Annotated in this window: 13 protein-coding genes, 1 tRNA gene and 2 rRNA genes; 9 read left to right on the forward strand and 7 right to left on the reverse strand. The window is 70.5% G+C overall.

What is annotated here, in order from left to right:
* From Q0116_RS06515 to Q0116_RS06545, 7 genes are all read left to right on the forward strand, one after another.
* Positions 1-307, forward strand: a 23S ribosomal RNA gene (locus tag Q0116_RS06515); the annotation flags it as partial.
* Between the two features lie 133 nt (positions 308-440).
* Positions 441-562: ribosomal RNA gene (rrf, locus tag Q0116_RS06520) — 5S ribosomal RNA — on the forward strand.
* 135 nt (positions 563-697) lie between these two features.
* Positions 698-773: transfer RNA gene (locus tag Q0116_RS06525), tRNA-Cys, on the forward strand.
* 105 nt (positions 774-878) lie between these two features.
* Positions 879-1,721, forward strand: coding sequence for a hypothetical protein (locus Q0116_RS06530; protein ID WP_297886554.1), 843 nt, complete (start codon positions 879-881; stop codon positions 1,719-1,721).
* Positions 1,722-1,800: 79 nt separating this feature from the next.
* Positions 1,801-2,007, forward strand: a complete 207-nt coding sequence (locus Q0116_RS06535) for a hypothetical protein (protein ID WP_297886530.1) — start codon at positions 1,801-1,803, stop codon at positions 2,005-2,007.
* A gap of 272 nt (positions 2,008-2,279) precedes the next feature.
* Entirely contained in the window at positions 2,280-2,894 is a 615-nt protein-coding gene (locus Q0116_RS06540; RefSeq protein ID WP_297886531.1) for a VOC family protein, read from the forward strand.
* 1 nt (position 2,895) lies between these two features.
* Positions 2,896-3,612 carry an alpha/beta hydrolase gene (locus tag Q0116_RS06545; RefSeq protein WP_297886532.1) on the forward strand — a complete coding sequence of 239 codons (717 nt, stop codon included), beginning with the start codon at positions 2,896-2,898 and terminating at the stop codon, positions 3,610-3,612.
* A 22-nt stretch (positions 3,613-3,634) separates the two neighbouring features.
* Here Q0116_RS06545 and Q0116_RS06550 read toward each other — a convergent pair whose 3' ends face one another.
* The 5 genes from Q0116_RS06550 to Q0116_RS06570 form a co-directional block, all read right to left on the reverse strand.
* Positions 3,635-4,324: a hypothetical protein gene (locus tag Q0116_RS06550; RefSeq protein WP_297886533.1), complete on the reverse strand. Its 690-nt coding sequence runs from the start codon at positions 4,322-4,324 to the stop codon at positions 3,635-3,637.
* 79 nt (positions 4,325-4,403) lie between these two features.
* Positions 4,404-6,461, reverse strand: coding sequence for a SpoVR family protein (locus Q0116_RS06555; RefSeq protein ID WP_297886534.1), 2,058 nt, complete (start codon positions 6,459-6,461; stop codon positions 4,404-4,406).
* A complete protein-coding gene (locus Q0116_RS06560) occupies positions 6,458-7,843 on the reverse strand; it encodes a DUF444 family protein (RefSeq protein ID WP_297886535.1) in 1,386 nt (461 codons plus the stop codon). Before Q0116_RS06560 ends, Q0116_RS06555 begins: the two co-directional genes overlap by 4 nt.
* The gene (locus Q0116_RS06565) at positions 7,834-10,275 is read right to left on the reverse strand and encodes a kinase anchor protein (protein ID WP_297886536.1); all 2,442 of its coding nucleotides are present in this window, start codon (positions 10,273-10,275) and stop codon (positions 7,834-7,836) included. Before Q0116_RS06565 ends, Q0116_RS06560 begins: the two co-directional genes overlap by 10 nt.
* A 1-nt stretch (position 10,276) precedes the next feature.
* Positions 10,277-12,352 carry a PrkA family serine protein kinase gene (locus Q0116_RS06570; RefSeq protein ID WP_297886537.1) on the reverse strand — a complete coding sequence of 692 codons (2,076 nt, stop codon included), beginning with the start codon at positions 12,350-12,352 and terminating at the stop codon, positions 10,277-10,279.
* Positions 12,353-12,775: 423 nt separating this feature from the next.
* On the opposite strand from Q0116_RS06570, the gene Q0116_RS06575 reads away from it, so the two are divergent.
* Positions 12,776-13,540: a DUF1028 domain-containing protein gene (locus Q0116_RS06575; protein ID WP_297886538.1), complete on the forward strand. Its 765-nt coding sequence runs from the start codon at positions 12,776-12,778 to the stop codon at positions 13,538-13,540.
* Positions 13,541-13,549: 9 nt separating this feature from the next.
* Here Q0116_RS06575 and Q0116_RS06580 read toward each other — a convergent pair whose 3' ends face one another.
* Both Q0116_RS06580 and Q0116_RS06585 read right to left on the reverse strand, forming a co-directional pair.
* Complete coding sequence (locus tag Q0116_RS06580; protein WP_297886539.1) at positions 13,550-14,443, reverse strand: endonuclease/exonuclease/phosphatase family protein; 894 nt, start codon at positions 14,441-14,443, stop codon at positions 13,550-13,552.
* A 129-nt stretch (positions 14,444-14,572) separates the two neighbouring features.
* A complete protein-coding gene (locus Q0116_RS06585) occupies positions 14,573-15,055 on the reverse strand; it encodes an RNA-binding protein (protein ID WP_297886540.1) in 483 nt (160 codons plus the stop codon).
* A gap of 133 nt (positions 15,056-15,188) precedes the next feature.
* Here Q0116_RS06585 and Q0116_RS06590 point away from each other — a divergent pair, with 133 nt between their 5' ends.
* Entirely contained in the window at positions 15,189-15,794 is a 606-nt protein-coding gene (locus Q0116_RS06590; RefSeq protein ID WP_297886541.1) for a 2Fe-2S iron-sulfur cluster-binding protein, read from the forward strand.
* Positions 15,795-15,887: the final 93 nt, after the last annotated feature.

The raw sequence follows: 15,887 nt of genomic DNA on the forward strand, positions 1-15,887 counted from the left end.
TTTAGACCGTCGTGAGACAGGTCGGCTGCTATCTATTGGGGGTGTGAGGTACCTGACGTGAACGAACGTATAGTACGAGAGGAACTACGTTTGGTCGCCACTGGTGTATCGGTTGTCCGGAAGGGCAGATGCCGAGTAGCCACGCGACACGGGGTAAGAGCTGAACGCATCTAAGCTCGAAACCCACATGGAAAAGAGGTACCACAGAGGTCACTCGTAGAAGACGAGTTCGATAGACTCGGGGTGTACGCACCGAGGCAACGAGGTGTTAAGCCCACGAGCACTAACAGACCGAGCCACATTCATTGGCGCTGACGCGCCACGACTCGCATGAGTTCAGGCGGTAACTGGATCGCACGTATTACGCGGTTGGTATCGAACCACGACCGACACAGGAGTCTCTCAGCAGAGAGTCTCGGTTCGACTCCGAGAGTCGGCGTAAAGGCGGCCAGAGCGGTGGGGAAACACCCGTACCCATTCCGAACACGGAAGTTAAGCCCACCAGCGTACCGTGAAGTACTGGAGTGAGCGATCCTCTGGGAACCACGGGTCGCCGCCTGCCCATTCATTCGGGAGAATACTCCCACTCGGCCCACGGACACTACGTCCGTGGGCTTTTTTCATGTATAGCGAGCGGCCGCGCCACCCACGCGCGACCGCTAGGCTTAAACGCTCCACAGCGGTACGTTCGGACGGCGCCAAGGTGGCAGAGTTCGGTCAGACGCAGCGGCCTGCAGAGCCGCCCAACGCCGGTTCAAATCCGGCCCTTGGCTTTCTATTTCGGTCGCGACGCGCCGCGAGACCGGTCCCCTGAACTGACCCGCTTAGTAACCGTTAAACACCGGGTGACCCATGCGTCAACTATGCAACGACGCGCTGTGGCCGTGTTTGTCGCGCTGTTCCTCGCCGTCGCGGGCGTGGCGGGCGCGCTGACCGCGACGGCCGATAGTCCGGAGATCGCGCTCGAGAATCCGGAGATCGACGCCTCGCAAGGCGACACGATCGACGCCGGTGGCCAGTCGTACGTGGTGGCCGACATCTCCGAGACGGAAGAGGGTGGAGGCGGTCACGGTGGGTCGGCGACGACCACTATCACCGGGACGCTCGAACGCGAGTTCACCGCGGAGACCTCCGAGACGTGGGCGAACGGGTCGACCGTCTCGGTCGATGACCGCGAGTGGCGCGTCGAGATTGCCGGCGAGAACGCCACCGAGTTCACGCTCGTCGAGGTGCTCGATCGGCAGGCGATCCTCGAGGCCGACGACGCGGCCGAAAACGAGACGGTCACGCTCGACGACGGCGAGTACGTCGCCGTGACGGACGACTCCGGCGAGCGCACCCTGGTGCCCGTCGAGGAGTACTTCCCCGCGCCCGAGCGGCGGTCGTACGCGACGGGAGAGACCCTCGAGTACGACGGACAGACGGTGACGGTCGACGGGGTGACCGCCGGCGGCGCGGTCCTCGTGTGGGAGACCACCGAGACGCAGAGCGTCGAGGTCGGGCAGCACTCGGTGGTGACGCTCGGCGGCACGGACTACGTCGCGCACTTCGAGGACACGTCGACGCTTCAGATGTCGTCGGACATCGAGGCGTACGAGGCGCAGGTCTCCGAGATCGACCAGTACAAGCAGTACAACAGCGGGCTCTCGCGCGTGTTCATCCTCGCGGTCCTGTCGTCGGTCATGCTCACCGGGATGGCGTTCATCCCGTCGCGATACTGATCGGCGGTCGGACCGGATTCGGTTTCACCTCACTCGCTTTCACCGACAGCCACTAGCCCGCGGCACGTGTACCTCGAGCATGACATCGACAGCGGAGAAGGTCCGACAGCTCGCTCCGCACTGGGCGGTGATGTTCGTCGTCATGTTCGCCGCGCTGGCGCTCGTCGAGCGCGCCGCCGGCGAACTCGGGCTCGCTCTGTCGCTGGTGATCGTGTTGGTCATCGCCTTCGCTTACCCCCTCGCCGTCCGCGCGCTCGGCGTCGCCCCGCCCGTCTGGCAACGGTGAGGGTGCCGGCCGGGACGGCGGCTCGGTCCGTGCGGGCGCGTCCCCGTCGTGTGGGCGATCCGGAGGGGCTCGGACGGTGAGCGCTCGACGGCCCGCCACCGTCCGTCCGACCACTGGGAGTCGGGCCCGACCGCCGGCCGCGCCGGATTCCTGCCCAGCGTGGAGCGGGACGGAACGTTTCGGCGTGCGATTCACCGACCGATAACACCGGTGTCAGCCGGTCACGGTCCCGTCCCTCTCGATTTTATACGCCTCGGTCGCGTCGGATCGGTATGAGCGACGAGAAGCCGGCTCCGGTCACGTCGGAGCGCCCGGACGCACCGTTTCACACCAGCGGCACCGACCACGTCACGGTCTGGGGCAGCAACGAGGAGGACACGCTCGCGTTCTACCGCGACCTGCTCGGGATGCCGCTCGTCTTGCGGCAGCCCAACCTCGACGACCCCTCGCAGACGCACCTGTTCTTCGACACCGGCGACGGGCGGATCCTCACGGTGTTCGTGAGCGACGAGCGGGCGTCCGCGCGCGGGCAGCGCGTCAACACGGGAGCCGTTCACCACCTGTGTTTCAGCGTCGACCCCGACGACTACGAGGATATCATGGCCGCGCTCGAAGACGCGGGGAAGGGGTACAACGTGTTCGACCGCGGCGTCTTCCACTCGATCTACACGCAGGACAACAACGGGCTCGTGATCGAGCTCTCCGCCGACAAGTACGAGATGCCCAGCGACCGGAAGGGCGAGGTGCTCGCGACCGCGCAGCGGCTCCGGGAGGAGGACGGCGCGGACTTCGCCCAGGACCGACACATGGAGGGCGCGCTCGAGGAGCTCGGCCTGCCGGTGAACAAACACGACCTGCCCGACGCCGACGCCGGCGTCGGGATGTGAGATGCCCGCCCGGTCGCCGGGGCCGCACGGCGGGGACGACCCGCACGGCGACGAACCGTTAGTCACGGCCGGGACGCCGCTCGTCGACGCGGACGCGGCGCTCGTGCTCGTCCACGGTCGGGGCGCGACCGCACGCAGCGTCGTCGACCTCGGCGAACGGCTCGCGGGGGACCGCGACGTCGCGATCCTCGCGCCGGCGGCCGCCGGCAACACTTGGTATCCGAACCCGTTCCTCGCGCCGGTCGCCGACAACGAGCCGGGACGGAGCTCGGGCCTCCGCGCCGTCGGCGCGGCGGTCGAGCAGGCGGTCGAGGCGGGGATCCCTCGCGAACGCGTCGTCGTCGGGGGGTTCTCGCAGGGCGCGTGCCTCGCGAGCGAGTTCGTCGCCCGCAACCCGACCCGGTACGGCGGGCTCGCGGTGTTCAGCGGCGGACTGATCGGCGAGGCGGTCGGCGTCGACGAGTACGTCGAGGGCGCGACCGGAGGCGACGAGTCGGAACCGAGCGACGGCTCCGAGGGTCCCCTCGCGGGCACGCCCGCGTTCCTCGGGTGTAGCGACGTCGACCCGCACATTCCCGAGGAGCGCGTCCACGAGACGACCGCGGTGCTGGAGGCGCTCGGGGCCGACGCGGACGAGCGGATCTACGAGGGGATGGGACACGGGATCAACGAGGAAGAGGTCGCGGCGGTGGCGGAACTGGTCGCGTCGCTTTCGTAGGTCCCCTCGCCGGCGTGCTTCGTCACGACACCGCCGCGATCGAGAGCCCCAGCGTCGCCAGCGCCGTGAGGAACAGGACCCCGCCCACCGCCGTCAGCGACGCCGAGAGCCCGCCCGTCACCGTCGCCACCGAGGCCGGCACGCCGACCGCCGCGCCGATGAGCGCCACCGAGACGAGCCCCAAGGCCATCGGGTCGGCGTCCCCGACGCCGCGCCGGAGGTCCGGGAACGCCCTCGTTCGGTCGTCGCCCGTTCGGTCGCGACCCGCTCCGTCGGCCTTCCCGCTCGCACCGCGGTCGCCCTCCGACCGCCGTCCCGTCACGATCCGCCAGCGGCCGTACTCGTTGCGAGCGCGAGCGAACTCGCCGGCGACGAGGTCGGCGGCCCCGGGCGGATAGCCGAGCCCGCGGACGAGGTCGAGGAAGTCGCTCTCGTCGTACCGCCCCGCGGTCGGCCACCGATACCGGTCGCGGAGCCGCTCGCCCGTCGGGAGCGCGTACGCGACCCGGACCGTGTCGCCGTCGCGGTCCCACCCGAGCAGCTGGACCCGAACCGTGCCGTCGCCGGTGGCGTGTCGATCCAGCAGGTACAGCTCTGTCGCGTCGTCGAGTGCCGCGGGGTCGCGCTCCGCGAAGGAGAGCGGCGTCTCCTCTGGTGGTGATTCCGCCCGCTCGGCCGCGTACTCGCCGTCCTCCGTCTCCGGAGCGTCCATGCGTGTCGTTGTCATTCGACGGTCATAAGTGTCGGTCCGAACGGTCCGGGTCGTCGGACGGCCGGACCGGCGGCTCGGCTCACGCCAGCCAGTCGTCGGGCTTCGTGTCGTAGTCGACCTCGTCGGCGGTGATCCGCTCTCGGACAGACTCGTCGAGGTCGTGCTCCGTCACCTCGCCCCCGTCGTACTGGAGGCGCACGCCGACCTCGGTGCCGTCCGGCTCCTCGCCCCGGCGCTTTGCGCGCCGGACGGCCCCGTCGTCGTACTCGACGCGGATCGTCGCCAGGTTCACCGGGCGGCCCCACAGCTCGAAGGCGCGCTTCAGCGTCGCCTTCGCGCGCTCCTCGTCGAGCGCGACCCCGTTGTACCGGTGGCCTAAGAGGAGCTCGCCCCGGTTCCGGAAGTTCCCGTCCAGCACGACGATCGTCGGCTTCCCGAAGTTCGTGAACCGGAGGAGCAGCTTCTTCCGCACGTCCTCGGCGTCGACGCTGGCGACGCGGTGCTCCTCGGCGGCCTGACTGTACTCGTAGGTGAAGTAGTTCCCCTCCCGCACGAACTCGTCCGTGAGGAACGCGTCGACGAACGTCACGTCGTTGTGGCTCTCGCGGACCGAGAACATGCGCTCCCAGCCGGCCGCGCGGTCGACGTCGGCGATCGCCTCCTCGACGGTCTCGTACCGGTCGACGTCGAAGAGGTACCGCGCCTGCTCCTCGAGCGCCTCCCGCGAGACGTTGCGGAGCGCGCCGCGGTGTTCCGGCCGCGAGAGGACGTAGTGTCGCTCCGCGAGCCCCTCGCGCGTGAGGAGCTTCCACGGGTAGCGCTCGACGTCGATGTCGTCGCTCGCCTCGTCGTCGCCGTCCCGGGCGGACAGCGCCCGGTCGACCGCCTCGGCGTCGACCCGCGAGTCGCCCGCGGCCGCGAGGTCGGCGAGTTCGTCGAGCGTCGCCGGTCCCGCGGCCGCGATCGCCGGGTGCGGTTCGAGCAGGTCCGCGACCTCGTCCAAGTCGATCCGCGAGTGGAAGTTCTCCGGCGTCACTCCCTCGACGCGGAGCAGCTTGTCGATCACCTCCCGGCGCGCGGCGCGGAGCTCCACGTGCGTCCACAGCTCGAACCCGAGCTTGTAGGGGTTGAGTCCGGGCGAGCCGAGCACCCGGGCCATGTGGTCCGCGTACGTGAGGAACTCGTCGGGGCCGGCGAACCCCTCGCCGCCCATCATCGTCGCCTCCCAGTACGTCGCCCACCCCTCGTTCATCACCTTCGTCTGCTTCTGGCCGGCGAAGTAGTACGCCTCCTCGCGGATCGCGTCGATGACGGTCGTCTCCCACGGCTCGCGGTCGATCGCCTTCCCGCTCTCCGGGTCGTACCGCTTCCCGTGGTCGCGCAGGAAGGCGAGCACGTCCGGGCGCGGCGTCTCCGGCTCGACGCCCTCGCCGCGCGCCTCGAGCCACTCGTCGTCGAACACGTCGCGGCGCACCTCCTCGGAGAGGTCGAGGTCGTCGATCCGGGCTTCGATCGCCGCGACCGGGTCCTCGTCGCCGTCGCTGACGTCGGCCGCGATCCCCGGCTCCTCGACGGACCGGGCGGCGTCGACCGGGCTGTGCTGGTCGATCGTGTCCTCCAACGCGCTCACGGCGTCGACGAGCCGCTCGACCTCGTCGCGGTCGACGTCGCCCCGCTTCGCGATCGACGCGATCCGGTCGGCGTTGCGCTCCAGCCTCGCGGCGGCGTTCGGGCCGCCCTCGCCGCGGTCGGCGTACAGCCCGAACCACTCGTTGTTCGCGAAGAAGTCCGCGTGCGCCTCGACGTGCGTGATGACGGCCTTCTGGTCGGCCGGCGCGTTCGACTCTTGGAGGAACGCGTGTGACGGGTCGTCGTTGTTGACGATCTCGAACGCCTTCCCGAGCCCGTGGCGGTCCTTCTTGCGCTGCCGCTCGTAGTTCATGCCCCACCGCCAGTGCGGGTACCGGCGCTGGAAGCCGCCGTAGGCGATCAGCTCGTTCATCTGGTCGTGGTCGACAACCCAGTACCGCACCGGGTACGGCTCCAAGCCGAGCCGCTCGGCGAGTTCGCGCGCTTCGCGCGCCGGCTCGTCGAGGGCGTCGGCCTCGCGTTTCGCCTCGATCCTGTCGTCTCTCATCTGTGTTCACCTCCGTCGGTCCGGCGGGCGACGGTCGCCCCGTCGGGGGCGCCTCCCCCGCCGCCAGACTCCGTGCTGAGGATCTCGTAGATGGCGTCGGTGACGTCGTCGGGCTCGGAGACGCGCGCGACGGCCACGTCGTCGGCGTCGCCGAACGCGGACTCGACCTCGTCGGCGTGGCGGGCGTTCGCCGCGCCGTCGCCGGGCTGGGTCTCGACGTACGCCTGGAGATTGGCGTCGATCGACTCCATCGCCGGGATCACGTTGTCTCTGGTGTCGCTGCCGGCGTTCTCCGAGTCGCCCGCGGCGAACACGTACCGGTTCCACTCGCTGTACGGGTACTCCGTCAACAGCTCCTCGACGAGGTCGTACGCGCTGGAGATCCGGGTGCCGCCGCCGGACTGGATCCCGAAGAACTCCTCGCGGTCGACCTCCCAGGCCTCCGCGTCGTGGACGACGTACCGGAACTCGGCGGCGTCGTACTTCCCGGTCAGGTACCAGTCCATCGGCGTGAACACCCGCTCGACGAGTTCCCGCTTCGTCTCGCGCATCGAGCCGGAGGCGTCGCGGACGTTGATCACCACGACGTTGCGCTCGCGCTTCTCGATCACCTCCGGGTGGCGGAACCGCTCGTCCTCGCTGCGGAACGGGACGCTGTCGAGCCCCTCGCGCCGGATCCGGTGCGTGACGGGCTCGCGGTCGACCCCGTCGTCGAGCGCCTCGAAGCTCTCCCACCGGTCGAGCGCGGCGACCGGCTCGCCCGCCTCGTCCGCGACGGTCGCGGCGGCGTCGGCGATCCACGCCCGGGAGACGGGCGTCCCCTGGTCGCGCGCCCACGCGAAGACGTCGTCCACGTCGGCCCCGTCGACGAACAGGCCCTCCCGGACGTACGCCTCGTCGAAGTCGGTGGCGAGGTGGCGCTTCAACCCCCGCTTGAAGAACTCGTCCACGTCGAGGGTGCCCCGCGGTCCGGAGCGGGCGGTGTCGGTGAAGTCGCCCTCCACCTCCTCTATCACCTGCTTCCCCTTCGGTTCGAGGTCGAGCCCGAGCGCCTCGTCGAGCTCGCGCGCGAACTCCTCCGGGTCCATCTCGTAGTACTCGTGGTCGCCGCCCTCCTCGCCGGGGTCGCCCTCCTCGTCGCCGTCGCCGGGCTCGGGATCGACCGGCTGGCCGGGCTGCGGCTGCCCGTCGCCGCCCTGCCCCACCCCGCCGGCGGAGCGCTGGTCGTACTCGAACGCCGGGAGGTCGACGACCTTGATCGGGATCCGGATCCGGTCCGCGCCGGAGCCGCCGAGGTCGCCGTGGCTGATGAACTCGGAGAGGTCCGCGCGGCGGGTCTCGCCCACCTCGCGGAAGCGCTCGCGGTCCTCGGTCAGTCCCACGGGCTCTCACCCCCGTTCTGGCCGACGCCGTCGTCCGGGTCGTCGCCGACGCGCCCGCCGTCGACCTCGGGCCACTCGTCGCGGACCTGCTCCATCACGGCCCGGCTTGTCAGCTCCGCGGACGCGGGGCTGTACCCGCGCTCGCAGAGCCGGTCGATCGTCTCCGACTTCACCCGCTCCGTCTCGGTGTCCGCGGGCGGGTCGGGCCACGCCGCGGGGTCGAGGTCCGGGAACCGGCGCTTCACGTCGGCCAGTTCGTTCGCGTCGATCACCGCCTTCAGCTCCGGCACCTCCGCGAGGTCGACGTCGTCGACGCTGAACGCGTCGTCGCGGTTGCGCCACGCGTACTGGGTGAGTCCCCGGATCACGCGCTTGCGCCGGAACTGCTCGACGTCGCGCCCGGGCTCGGTCCCGCGGTAGTCGCCCTCGTCGAACCGCCCGAGCGTCTCCGTCTCGAACACCTTCATGACGAGCGGGTCCGGGGCCTCGTCCTCGCGGCCCCGCGTCGTCGGGTCCTCGTCGTCCCACGCGTACACGTGTTCGACGTACTCGGCGACCGTCTCCGTCGAGACGGTCTCCTCCGCGAGCATCGCGTCGATCACGTCCTCGCGCTGTCGCTCGCGGACCCGGGTCGCGACCGCCCCGCGCCGCCCCTCGAACTCCGCGACCTCCGCCCGCGAGAACAGCGGCGCGTCGGCGAGCCCGTCGGCCATCGCGTCGAGTACGTCCGTCGGGGTGACGACGCGCTCGACCGGGAGCTCCGGGTGGTGGCGGTCGGCCGTCGTCGCGAGCAGGTCGGCGACCGCGTCGCGGGCGTAGGTGACCGGGATCCCGTTGCGCCCGTCGCCCGGGGCGAGGTCGACGTCGGCGACGGTGACCGCGTCGTCGCCGCGCCCGACCTCCCCGGTCTCGTACAGCTCGGCGGTCTCGATCAGGTCGAGGTCGCCGGGCAGGTCGTCGGCGTCGAGCCGCGTGACCACCGCGTACAGCGCCGCGGCGCCGATCGCGTGCGGCGCGATCTCGCGCTCGGCCACGCTCCCGTCGGACTCCCGGACGTCCACCGACAGCGGCGCGACGCCCGGGTCGCTCCCGGCGTCGTCCGCGTCGCCGCCGCCGGCCGCCGCGCCGACGCCCGGCCCGCCGGACGCCGCGCCGTTCGGACCGGCGTCGCCCTCGACCGTCGCTCCCCCGGCCGCGGTCGCCCCGGCGATCTCCCGACGGAGCAGCCGGGCCTCCAGGCGGCGGTTCGTGAGGTAGCGGAACTCGTGTTTCGAGAGCCGGCGCTTCAGCGCCTTCAGCGGGTCGGCGTCGCCGCGCTCGGCGTGCCGGTCCAGCTCCGCGTCGAGGTCGGGGTTCGAGATGACGATCAGCTGGGTGTCGAGGTCCATCCCGATCCCCTTGTCGAGCTTCACGCGCCGCTCGTCGGGCACGTTGAGCAGCCGACGGAGGAGGTCGGCGTGCTGGCTCGCGTCCTCGACGACGGTCGCGACGCCGTTCCCCTGCGAGAGCACGCCGTCGTAGCTGAACGCCTGCGGGTTCTTCCGGCCGCGCGAGTCGAGCTCGCGCAGCATGCCGCCCATCCACGAGCCGACGAGCCGCTCTTTCGGCGTCCCGTCGTCCTCGGCGTGGAGGACGCCGATCCCCCGACCGACGTCGACCACGTAGCTGGTCACGCGGAGGTGGTCGCGGTCGGTGATCGCCGAGAAGAGGTCCCGTCGCCCCTGCTCGCGGTAGGTCGACTCCAGGTGGTCGTACGCCTCGCGGCTGAACGGGTCGAGCTCCACGTCGGCCGCGATCGGGTAGGCGTCGCCGTCGACCGCGTCGGCGACCGACTCTCGGACCGGCTCCGGGAAGACGGACAGCGGGTGCGTCTGGACCGGACTGCGGTACCACGCGCCGGTGTCGCCGCCGTCGCCGTACGAGAGCGACGCGGCTCCCGCCCCGCCTCCGCCGCCCGCGCCGGCGCCGGTGACGTTCCACTCGACGGTGTACCGGCGGCCGGCGTCCGTCTTCGAGAACGCGCGGAGGCCGTTAATCAGGCACCGCTTGAACTCCGACTTCCCGGTCGCGGTCGGGCCGTCGATCCAGACTATCGTCTCGTCGTTGCCGCGCCCGGTCGCGGCCGCGCGCAGGTCGTCGACGAACGCGTTGAGCGCGCGGGTGTTGCCCAACACGGCGTGTTCCCCGTCGTTCGCCGGGTCGTCGAAGAAGCGGTACCGGTCGAGCGTCTCGCCGCGCTCGCGGACCTCCCGCGTCCCCTGCGACTCGATCGCCGCGAGGACGTACCCCGCGCCGGAGGCGGCCGCGGTCGGCCGCTCCAGCACGCGGTCGACGTAGGACTCGATGCTCATCGGCGGGTCGTACGCCCCCCGGAGCGCCTCGTCGGCCGCGTCGACGAACCCCTCGCCGTCGGGTCGGGTGCGCTCGCTCATCTCAGTCCCCGCCGTCCTCGATCTCCGAGCGCGCGACCGCCGCGCCCGCGTACTCCAACACCTCGGCGGCCCCGTCCTCGGAGTAGCCGCGGTCGACTAAGGCGTCGACCCAGGCGCTCCGGTCTTCGTCGTCGAGGTCGGTCGCGGACACCAGCGCCGAGAAGTTGATGTTGTGCTTCTTGTCTTCCCACAGCTTGCGCTCTAGGGCGCGGCGGAGACGGTCGTTCTCCTGCGGGTCGAACCCGCGCCCCTCGCGGGCGCGCCGGGAGACCCAGTTCGATACCTCCTGGCGGAAGTCGTCCTTCCGGTCGGAGGGGACGTCGAGCTGCTCTTCGACCGCGCGCAGGAACGTCTCGTCCGGCTCGGTCTCCCGGCCGGTGAGCTCGTCGTCGACGGTGTCGTCGTCGATGTACGCCATCACGTGGTCCATGTACTTCTCGCCCTGCCGCCGGAGCTCGTCGACGTCGTACGCCAGCGCGTGGCGCACGTCCTCGATCGCCCGTTCGCGGTACTCCTCGCGGACGGTCTCTAAGAGCCGCTCGTAGCGGCCGAGGTCCTCGGCCGCGATCGAGCCGTGGCCGCCGAGGTTCGCCTCGAAGTGGTCGAAGACGGACAGCGGCGAGAGGTGGCTGCGGTCGCGGTGCGTCGCGTCCATGATCGCCTCGGCGATCTCGTCGCCGACGAACCGCGCGGAGATCCCGTCCATCCCCTCGCCGACGTCGGCGGACTCGGCGGCGTCCTCCCGGAGCTTCCGCCGGTCGATCTCCTCGTCTTCGAGCTCGCCGTTGTACGCCTTCGCCTTCTCCAACAGGCTCACCGTCTCGTCGGTCGGCTCCTCCAATCTGGTGAGAACCCCGAAGAGCGCGGCCATCTCCAGCGCGTGGGGCTCGACGTGGACGTTGGGCACGTCGGCGTTGGCGAGCATCTTCTCGTAGATGTTCGCCTCGCTCTCGTACTCCAACACGTACGGGTAGTCGATCCGCTTGGTGCGGTCGTTGAACGCCTCCATCTTCTCGTCGCCGGTCTTCTCGCGGTACTCCGGCATGTTCGTCCGGCCGACGATCACCTGGTCGATGTCGATCCGCGGGTTGTTCTTCGGCTTGATCGTCGACTCCTGGGAGGCGTGGAGGAAGTCGTAGAGGAACTCCCGCTGGAGCTTGAGAAGCTCCTCGCCGGAGAAGAGGCCGCGGTTCGCGTTACAGAACGCGCCGGCGTAGTCGAACGCCCGCGGGTCGGACTCGCCGTAGACGGCGAGCTTCGCGTAGTTGACGTCGCCGGTGAGCTCGGTCTCGTCCTGGTTCTTCTTGTCCTTCGGCTCGAACGTCTCGATGCACTCCCGGCGGTTCTCGTCGGCGACGAGCCGGACGACCTCGACGTGCTCGTCGAGGACGCGCTCCAAGTCGTCGTCGTAGTGCGCGAGCAGCTCGTTCAGGTAGAACTCCGAGGCCGGGTCCGGGTGCTGGTCGTTCCGAAGCGTGTAGGGGGCGTCGAGCAGCTCGTTGAGGTCGTCGATCACGGCCTGCCGCTGCGGCTTCGGGAGGAGGACGAGCGGGTCCTGGCTCATCGGCGAGCGGACCGTGTCGTCGTCCGGGTCCTGGTCGTCGATCACCGAACAGAGGTCGACCCACCGGAAGGTGTACATCCGGCCGGCGTCCTCGCGGGTGTACGCCTCGAAGTAGCGGCGCACGAGCCAGTCGAAGTGCGACTTCCCGGAGCCGACCGGCCCCAGCAGGAGCTTGATCCGCTTCTCGGGGCCGAGCCCGCGGGCGCCGGACTTCACCTTGTTGACGAACTCGTGGATCGCCTCGTGGACCTCGCGGCCGTAGAACACGTTCTCGCCGTCGTGGTGCGGGTCCTCCGCGGCGAGCGCGTACTCGACGACGCCGCGTTCCTCGTCGTAGTGGGTCCCGTAGTAGTCGAACATGTCCGCGACGCGCTGGTGGGCGTTCCGCGCGATCCGCGGGTCGTCGTACAGCGCGTCGAGGTACCAGTCGAACGATCGCGCCGCTCTGAGATCGTCCGGAACCTCCGTCCGGTACTCCTCGCTGAGCCGTTCGAGCGTGTGTCGTTCTGCCATCGTATCACGTTCGCTCGGATCGCGGGCGGCGTCGTTCGGCCCCGACGCGACGGCCGGAGCCGTCGCTCACCGTGCGCGTGTCGACAACTCGTCTGACCGCGAGCGGCGCGTCGTCGTCCTCCGTGTCGGTGCCGGTCGTCGCCTCGCCCGTATCCGAGGCTATATATGTGGGAGAGATTCTCACGGATAAGTATGTCGCCCGTTGACACTCGTCACGCTCCGTCCGGCCCCGTCGCCCTCACCGAGTCCCCCCGGTTCGCCGACGGTCCTTCGGTCGGTCTTATCAACGCTTCGTGAGATCGACGGCGGGGGTCGGCGCGTCCTCCGGGCGAACGCTCGCGCGCGGACGCCGCGACCCGTTTTGGAACCGGAACCATCGGCCCCGGCACGCAGCCTTTTGCGGGACGCCCCCGCACCACCGGTGTGACGTTCAGCATCTGCGTCCGCGAGCGGTACACCGACGATGACGGCGACGACCAGATCCGGTTCGGCGTGGCGGTGACGACCCGGCTGCCGGGCGTCGGCACGCTGTGTCCGTTCGCCTCGTCGGACGGGGCGGTGGCGACCCAGTCGCTCGTCAACGTCGAGTTGGGGCGGAAGGGGATCGAGTACCTCGGCGACGGCCTGGCGGTCGACGACGCCCTGGAGGCCCTGCTCAACGCCGACGAGGGTAGCGCCCAGCGCCAGCTCCACGGCGTCGACGCCGACGGGACGTTCGCGTTCTCCGGCGACGAGTGTAACGGCTGGTACGGCCACCGCGAGGGGCAGAACTACACGGTCGCCGGCAACCTCCTGACGGGCGAGGACGTGGTCGAGGACACCGCGGCCGCCTACGAGTCCGACGCCCACGGCGACGCGCCCCTCGCCGAGCGGCTGATCGACGCCCTCGCCGCGGGGCACGCCGCGGGCGGCGACAAGCGCGAGGACCTCGAAGTCCAGTCCGCCGCGCTGCTCGTCCGGACCACCGAGGAGGAGGCGGACGACCCGTACTACAACGACCTCCGCGTCGACGCGAGCGAGACGCCGGTGGCCGACCTCCGCGAGACGTACGAGACGGCCAAGCGCGGCTACGAGACCATCTTGGAGAAGTACGCGGAGGAGGACGAAGACGACGAGGAAGCGGGCGACGAGGCGACGGGCGATGAGGACGAAACCGAGGGCAACGCCGCCGACGACGCCGGGGAGTAGCGGCCTCGCCTACACCGACAGCCGCGCGAGGATCGGCAGGTGGTCGGAGGGGTACCGCCCGCGGTCGTCCCGGTCCGCGAGCGTCGCGAACGCCTCGACGGACACCCCCGGCGAGACGAGCGCGTGGTCGATCCGCCGACCGTCGATGAGGCGAGCGAAGTCGGTGAGACTCGTCTCCGGCCCGTGCCGGAGGTCGGCGGCGGCCGCGGCGTCGCGCAGCTCGGGGCCGTCGCCGGGAGATCCGCCGCCGGCGACTCCGCCGTTTTCGGCGTCATTCCCGCCGGTTTCGCCGTCGTTCCCGCCGATTTCGCCGTCGTCCCCGACGAGGATCCGGTGCGGCTCCGACCCGGGCGTACAGTTGAGGTCGCCGACGAGGACGACCGGGAGTCTCTCGCCGTTCCCGCTTCCGGCTCCGTCGCTCGTCGCGAGCGTCGGGAGCCGCTCGCGAAGCAGGCGGGCGGACTCGCGCCGCGCGCGGGCGCTCACGTGGTCGAAGTGGGTGTTGACGACGCGGAGCGCGGCGTCGCCGTCGCGGGCGCGTACCCGCGCCCACGTCGCGATCCGCGGGTGAGTCGCCCCCCATCCGGTCGACGGGGTCTCGGGGGTCTCGGAGAGCCAGAACGTGTCGCTGTCGACGATCTCCCAGCGGTCGCTCCGGACGCCGATCGGGCATCCCTCGCCCTCGCCGTCCGCCTCGCGGCCCCGCCCGACGAACTCGTACGCCGGGAGCCGGTCCCGGAGGTCGCGGCGCTGTTCGGGGACCGGCTCCTGAAACGCGGCGACGTCGGGCCGGTGAAAGCGGACGAGCCGCCCGACGGCGTCTCGGCGGTCGTGCCAGGCGTCGTGGTGGTCGCCGCGGTTGGCGTAGCGGACGTTGTAGCTCAGCACCCGGATCGCGGTCATTACCGTTGGGGTCGATGGGGAGCCGATTAAAATGCGCGGAGCGACCGGGGCGGCCGCGCGCGGCCGGCGGGCGTCTGCCCCCGTCGAGACGGATTCACGGGCGGCGATCGACCGCCGCTCCTCGGCCGCTCACACCGAGAACTCGTAGAGGTCGTCGCCGACGTGGTGGATCGACTCGACGACCTTTCCGCTGTCGCCGACCATCTCGTCGCCGTCGGCCAGCGCGCGGCCCACCGCCAGTACCTTGCCGTGGGTCTCCTCGGCGATCACGACGAGGTCGTCCGCGCGGATCTCCGGGTCGGCCTCGACGATGCCCGGGCGCATCACGTCGGCGCCGTCGGAGACGAACGAGATCGCGCCGGCGTCGACCGTGACGACGCCCGTCTCCGGGTCGTAGTCGTTCGCCCCCCGGACGGTGAGGAACGGCTCGTCGTCGTCGACGTAGAAGACGGCGGGGTCGCCGTCGACCAAGACGAGCTCGTAGCCGGCGTCGACGAACTCCACGAACTCGAACGTGTCCCCGTCGATGTCGACCCCGAGGTGGTCGGCGACCGCGTCGCGGATCGCCGTGATCTGGTCGCTCCGGAGATGGTGCCGGGATTTCACTTCCATGGGGTCCGGTCGACCGCTCGGCCGATAAATGGACCGCTCCGCGCCGTGACGGGCCGCCGATCACCGCCGTCGGGGGTCTCACGCGGTTGGATCGATCAAAACGGCCTTATGCTACCTCTCCATATCGGTTCGTATGCTCAATCCGCTCATTGCGAACGTCGCAAACACGCCCGCGATCGCTATCGGGGCGATTGCGACGCTGCTCATCGTCCTCGTCACGTCGGTGAGGGGGACCGGGTGGGAGCCCACCACCGACATCTCGGACGAAGTGATGGAACGCCGCTCGTCCGCGGTCCCGGAGACCGAGTTCCCGGAGCCGGGCAACCGCGCGGTCGGCGGCGGTGGCGGCGGCGGCGGCGCCATCCCGGCCGCCGGCGAGGGCGAGGAGGGCGAACTCGAGGGGGGCGAGACCGTCAGCGCCGGCCCCGGCGACATCCCCGAAGACGAGGTGGAGTACTTCGAGGTCGAGTTCGTCAAGCAGGGCGAGACGATCGAGCTCTCCAACGACGAGCCGATCCTCGAACAGGGCGAAGACGCGGGGTGGGACCTCCCGTACGCCTGCCGCCAGGGCCAGTGCGTCTCCTGTGCCGGCCAGATCGCGGACGGGCCGAGCGAGGACTTCGTCGAGCACGACAACCAGCAGATGCTCGAAGAGGCCGAGATCGACGACGGCTACACGCTCACCTGCGTCGCGTACCCGCGCGACTCCTTCAGCATCGAGACCGGCGAAGCGCCGTAGCCCCGCCGGCGACCGCTCTCCGCCGCACCCACTCCGCCGCCCTCAACTTCTCTCCGTCCGCTCGCGACACCCTTTTTCGCGTCTCGCCCCAAC

This window comes from uncultured Halorubrum sp. (genome assembly GCF_937146585.1).
Taxonomy (GTDB): domain Archaea; phylum Halobacteriota; class Halobacteria; order Halobacteriales; family Haloferacaceae; genus Halorubrum; species Halorubrum miltondacostae.

Bases quoted from the DNA above. Each gene is read 5' to 3' on its own strand.
- Q0116_RS06535 (WP_297886530.1), top strand. From the start codon at position 1,801: ATGACATCGACAGCGGAGAAGGTCCGACAGCTCGCTCCGCACTGGGCG.
- Q0116_RS06540 (WP_297886531.1), top strand. From the start codon at position 2,280: ATGAGCGACGAGAAGCCGGCTCCGGTCACGTCGGAGCGCCCGGACGCA.
- Q0116_RS06545 (WP_297886532.1), top strand. From the start codon at position 2,896: ATGCCCGCCCGGTCGCCGGGGCCGCACGGCGGGGACGACCCGCACGGC.
- Q0116_RS06550 (WP_297886533.1), bottom strand. From the start codon at position 4,324: ATGGACGCTCCGGAGACGGAGGACGGCGAGTACGCGGCCGAGCGGGCG.
- Q0116_RS06555 (WP_297886534.1), bottom strand. From the start codon at position 6,461: ATGAGAGACGACAGGATCGAGGCGAAACGCGAGGCCGACGCCCTCGAC.
- Q0116_RS06565 (WP_297886536.1), bottom strand. From the start codon at position 10,275: ATGAGCGAGCGCACCCGACCCGACGGCGAGGGGTTCGTCGACGCGGCC.
- Q0116_RS06570 (WP_297886537.1), bottom strand. From the start codon at position 12,352: ATGGCAGAACGACACACGCTCGAACGGCTCAGCGAGGAGTACCGGACG.
- Q0116_RS06580 (WP_297886539.1), bottom strand. From the start codon at position 14,443: ATGACCGCGATCCGGGTGCTGAGCTACAACGTCCGCTACGCCAACCGC.
- Q0116_RS06585 (WP_297886540.1), bottom strand. From the start codon at position 15,055: ATGGAAGTGAAATCCCGGCACCATCTCCGGAGCGACCAGATCACGGCG.
- Q0116_RS06590 (WP_297886541.1), top strand. From the start codon at position 15,189: ATGCTCAATCCGCTCATTGCGAACGTCGCAAACACGCCCGCGATCGCT.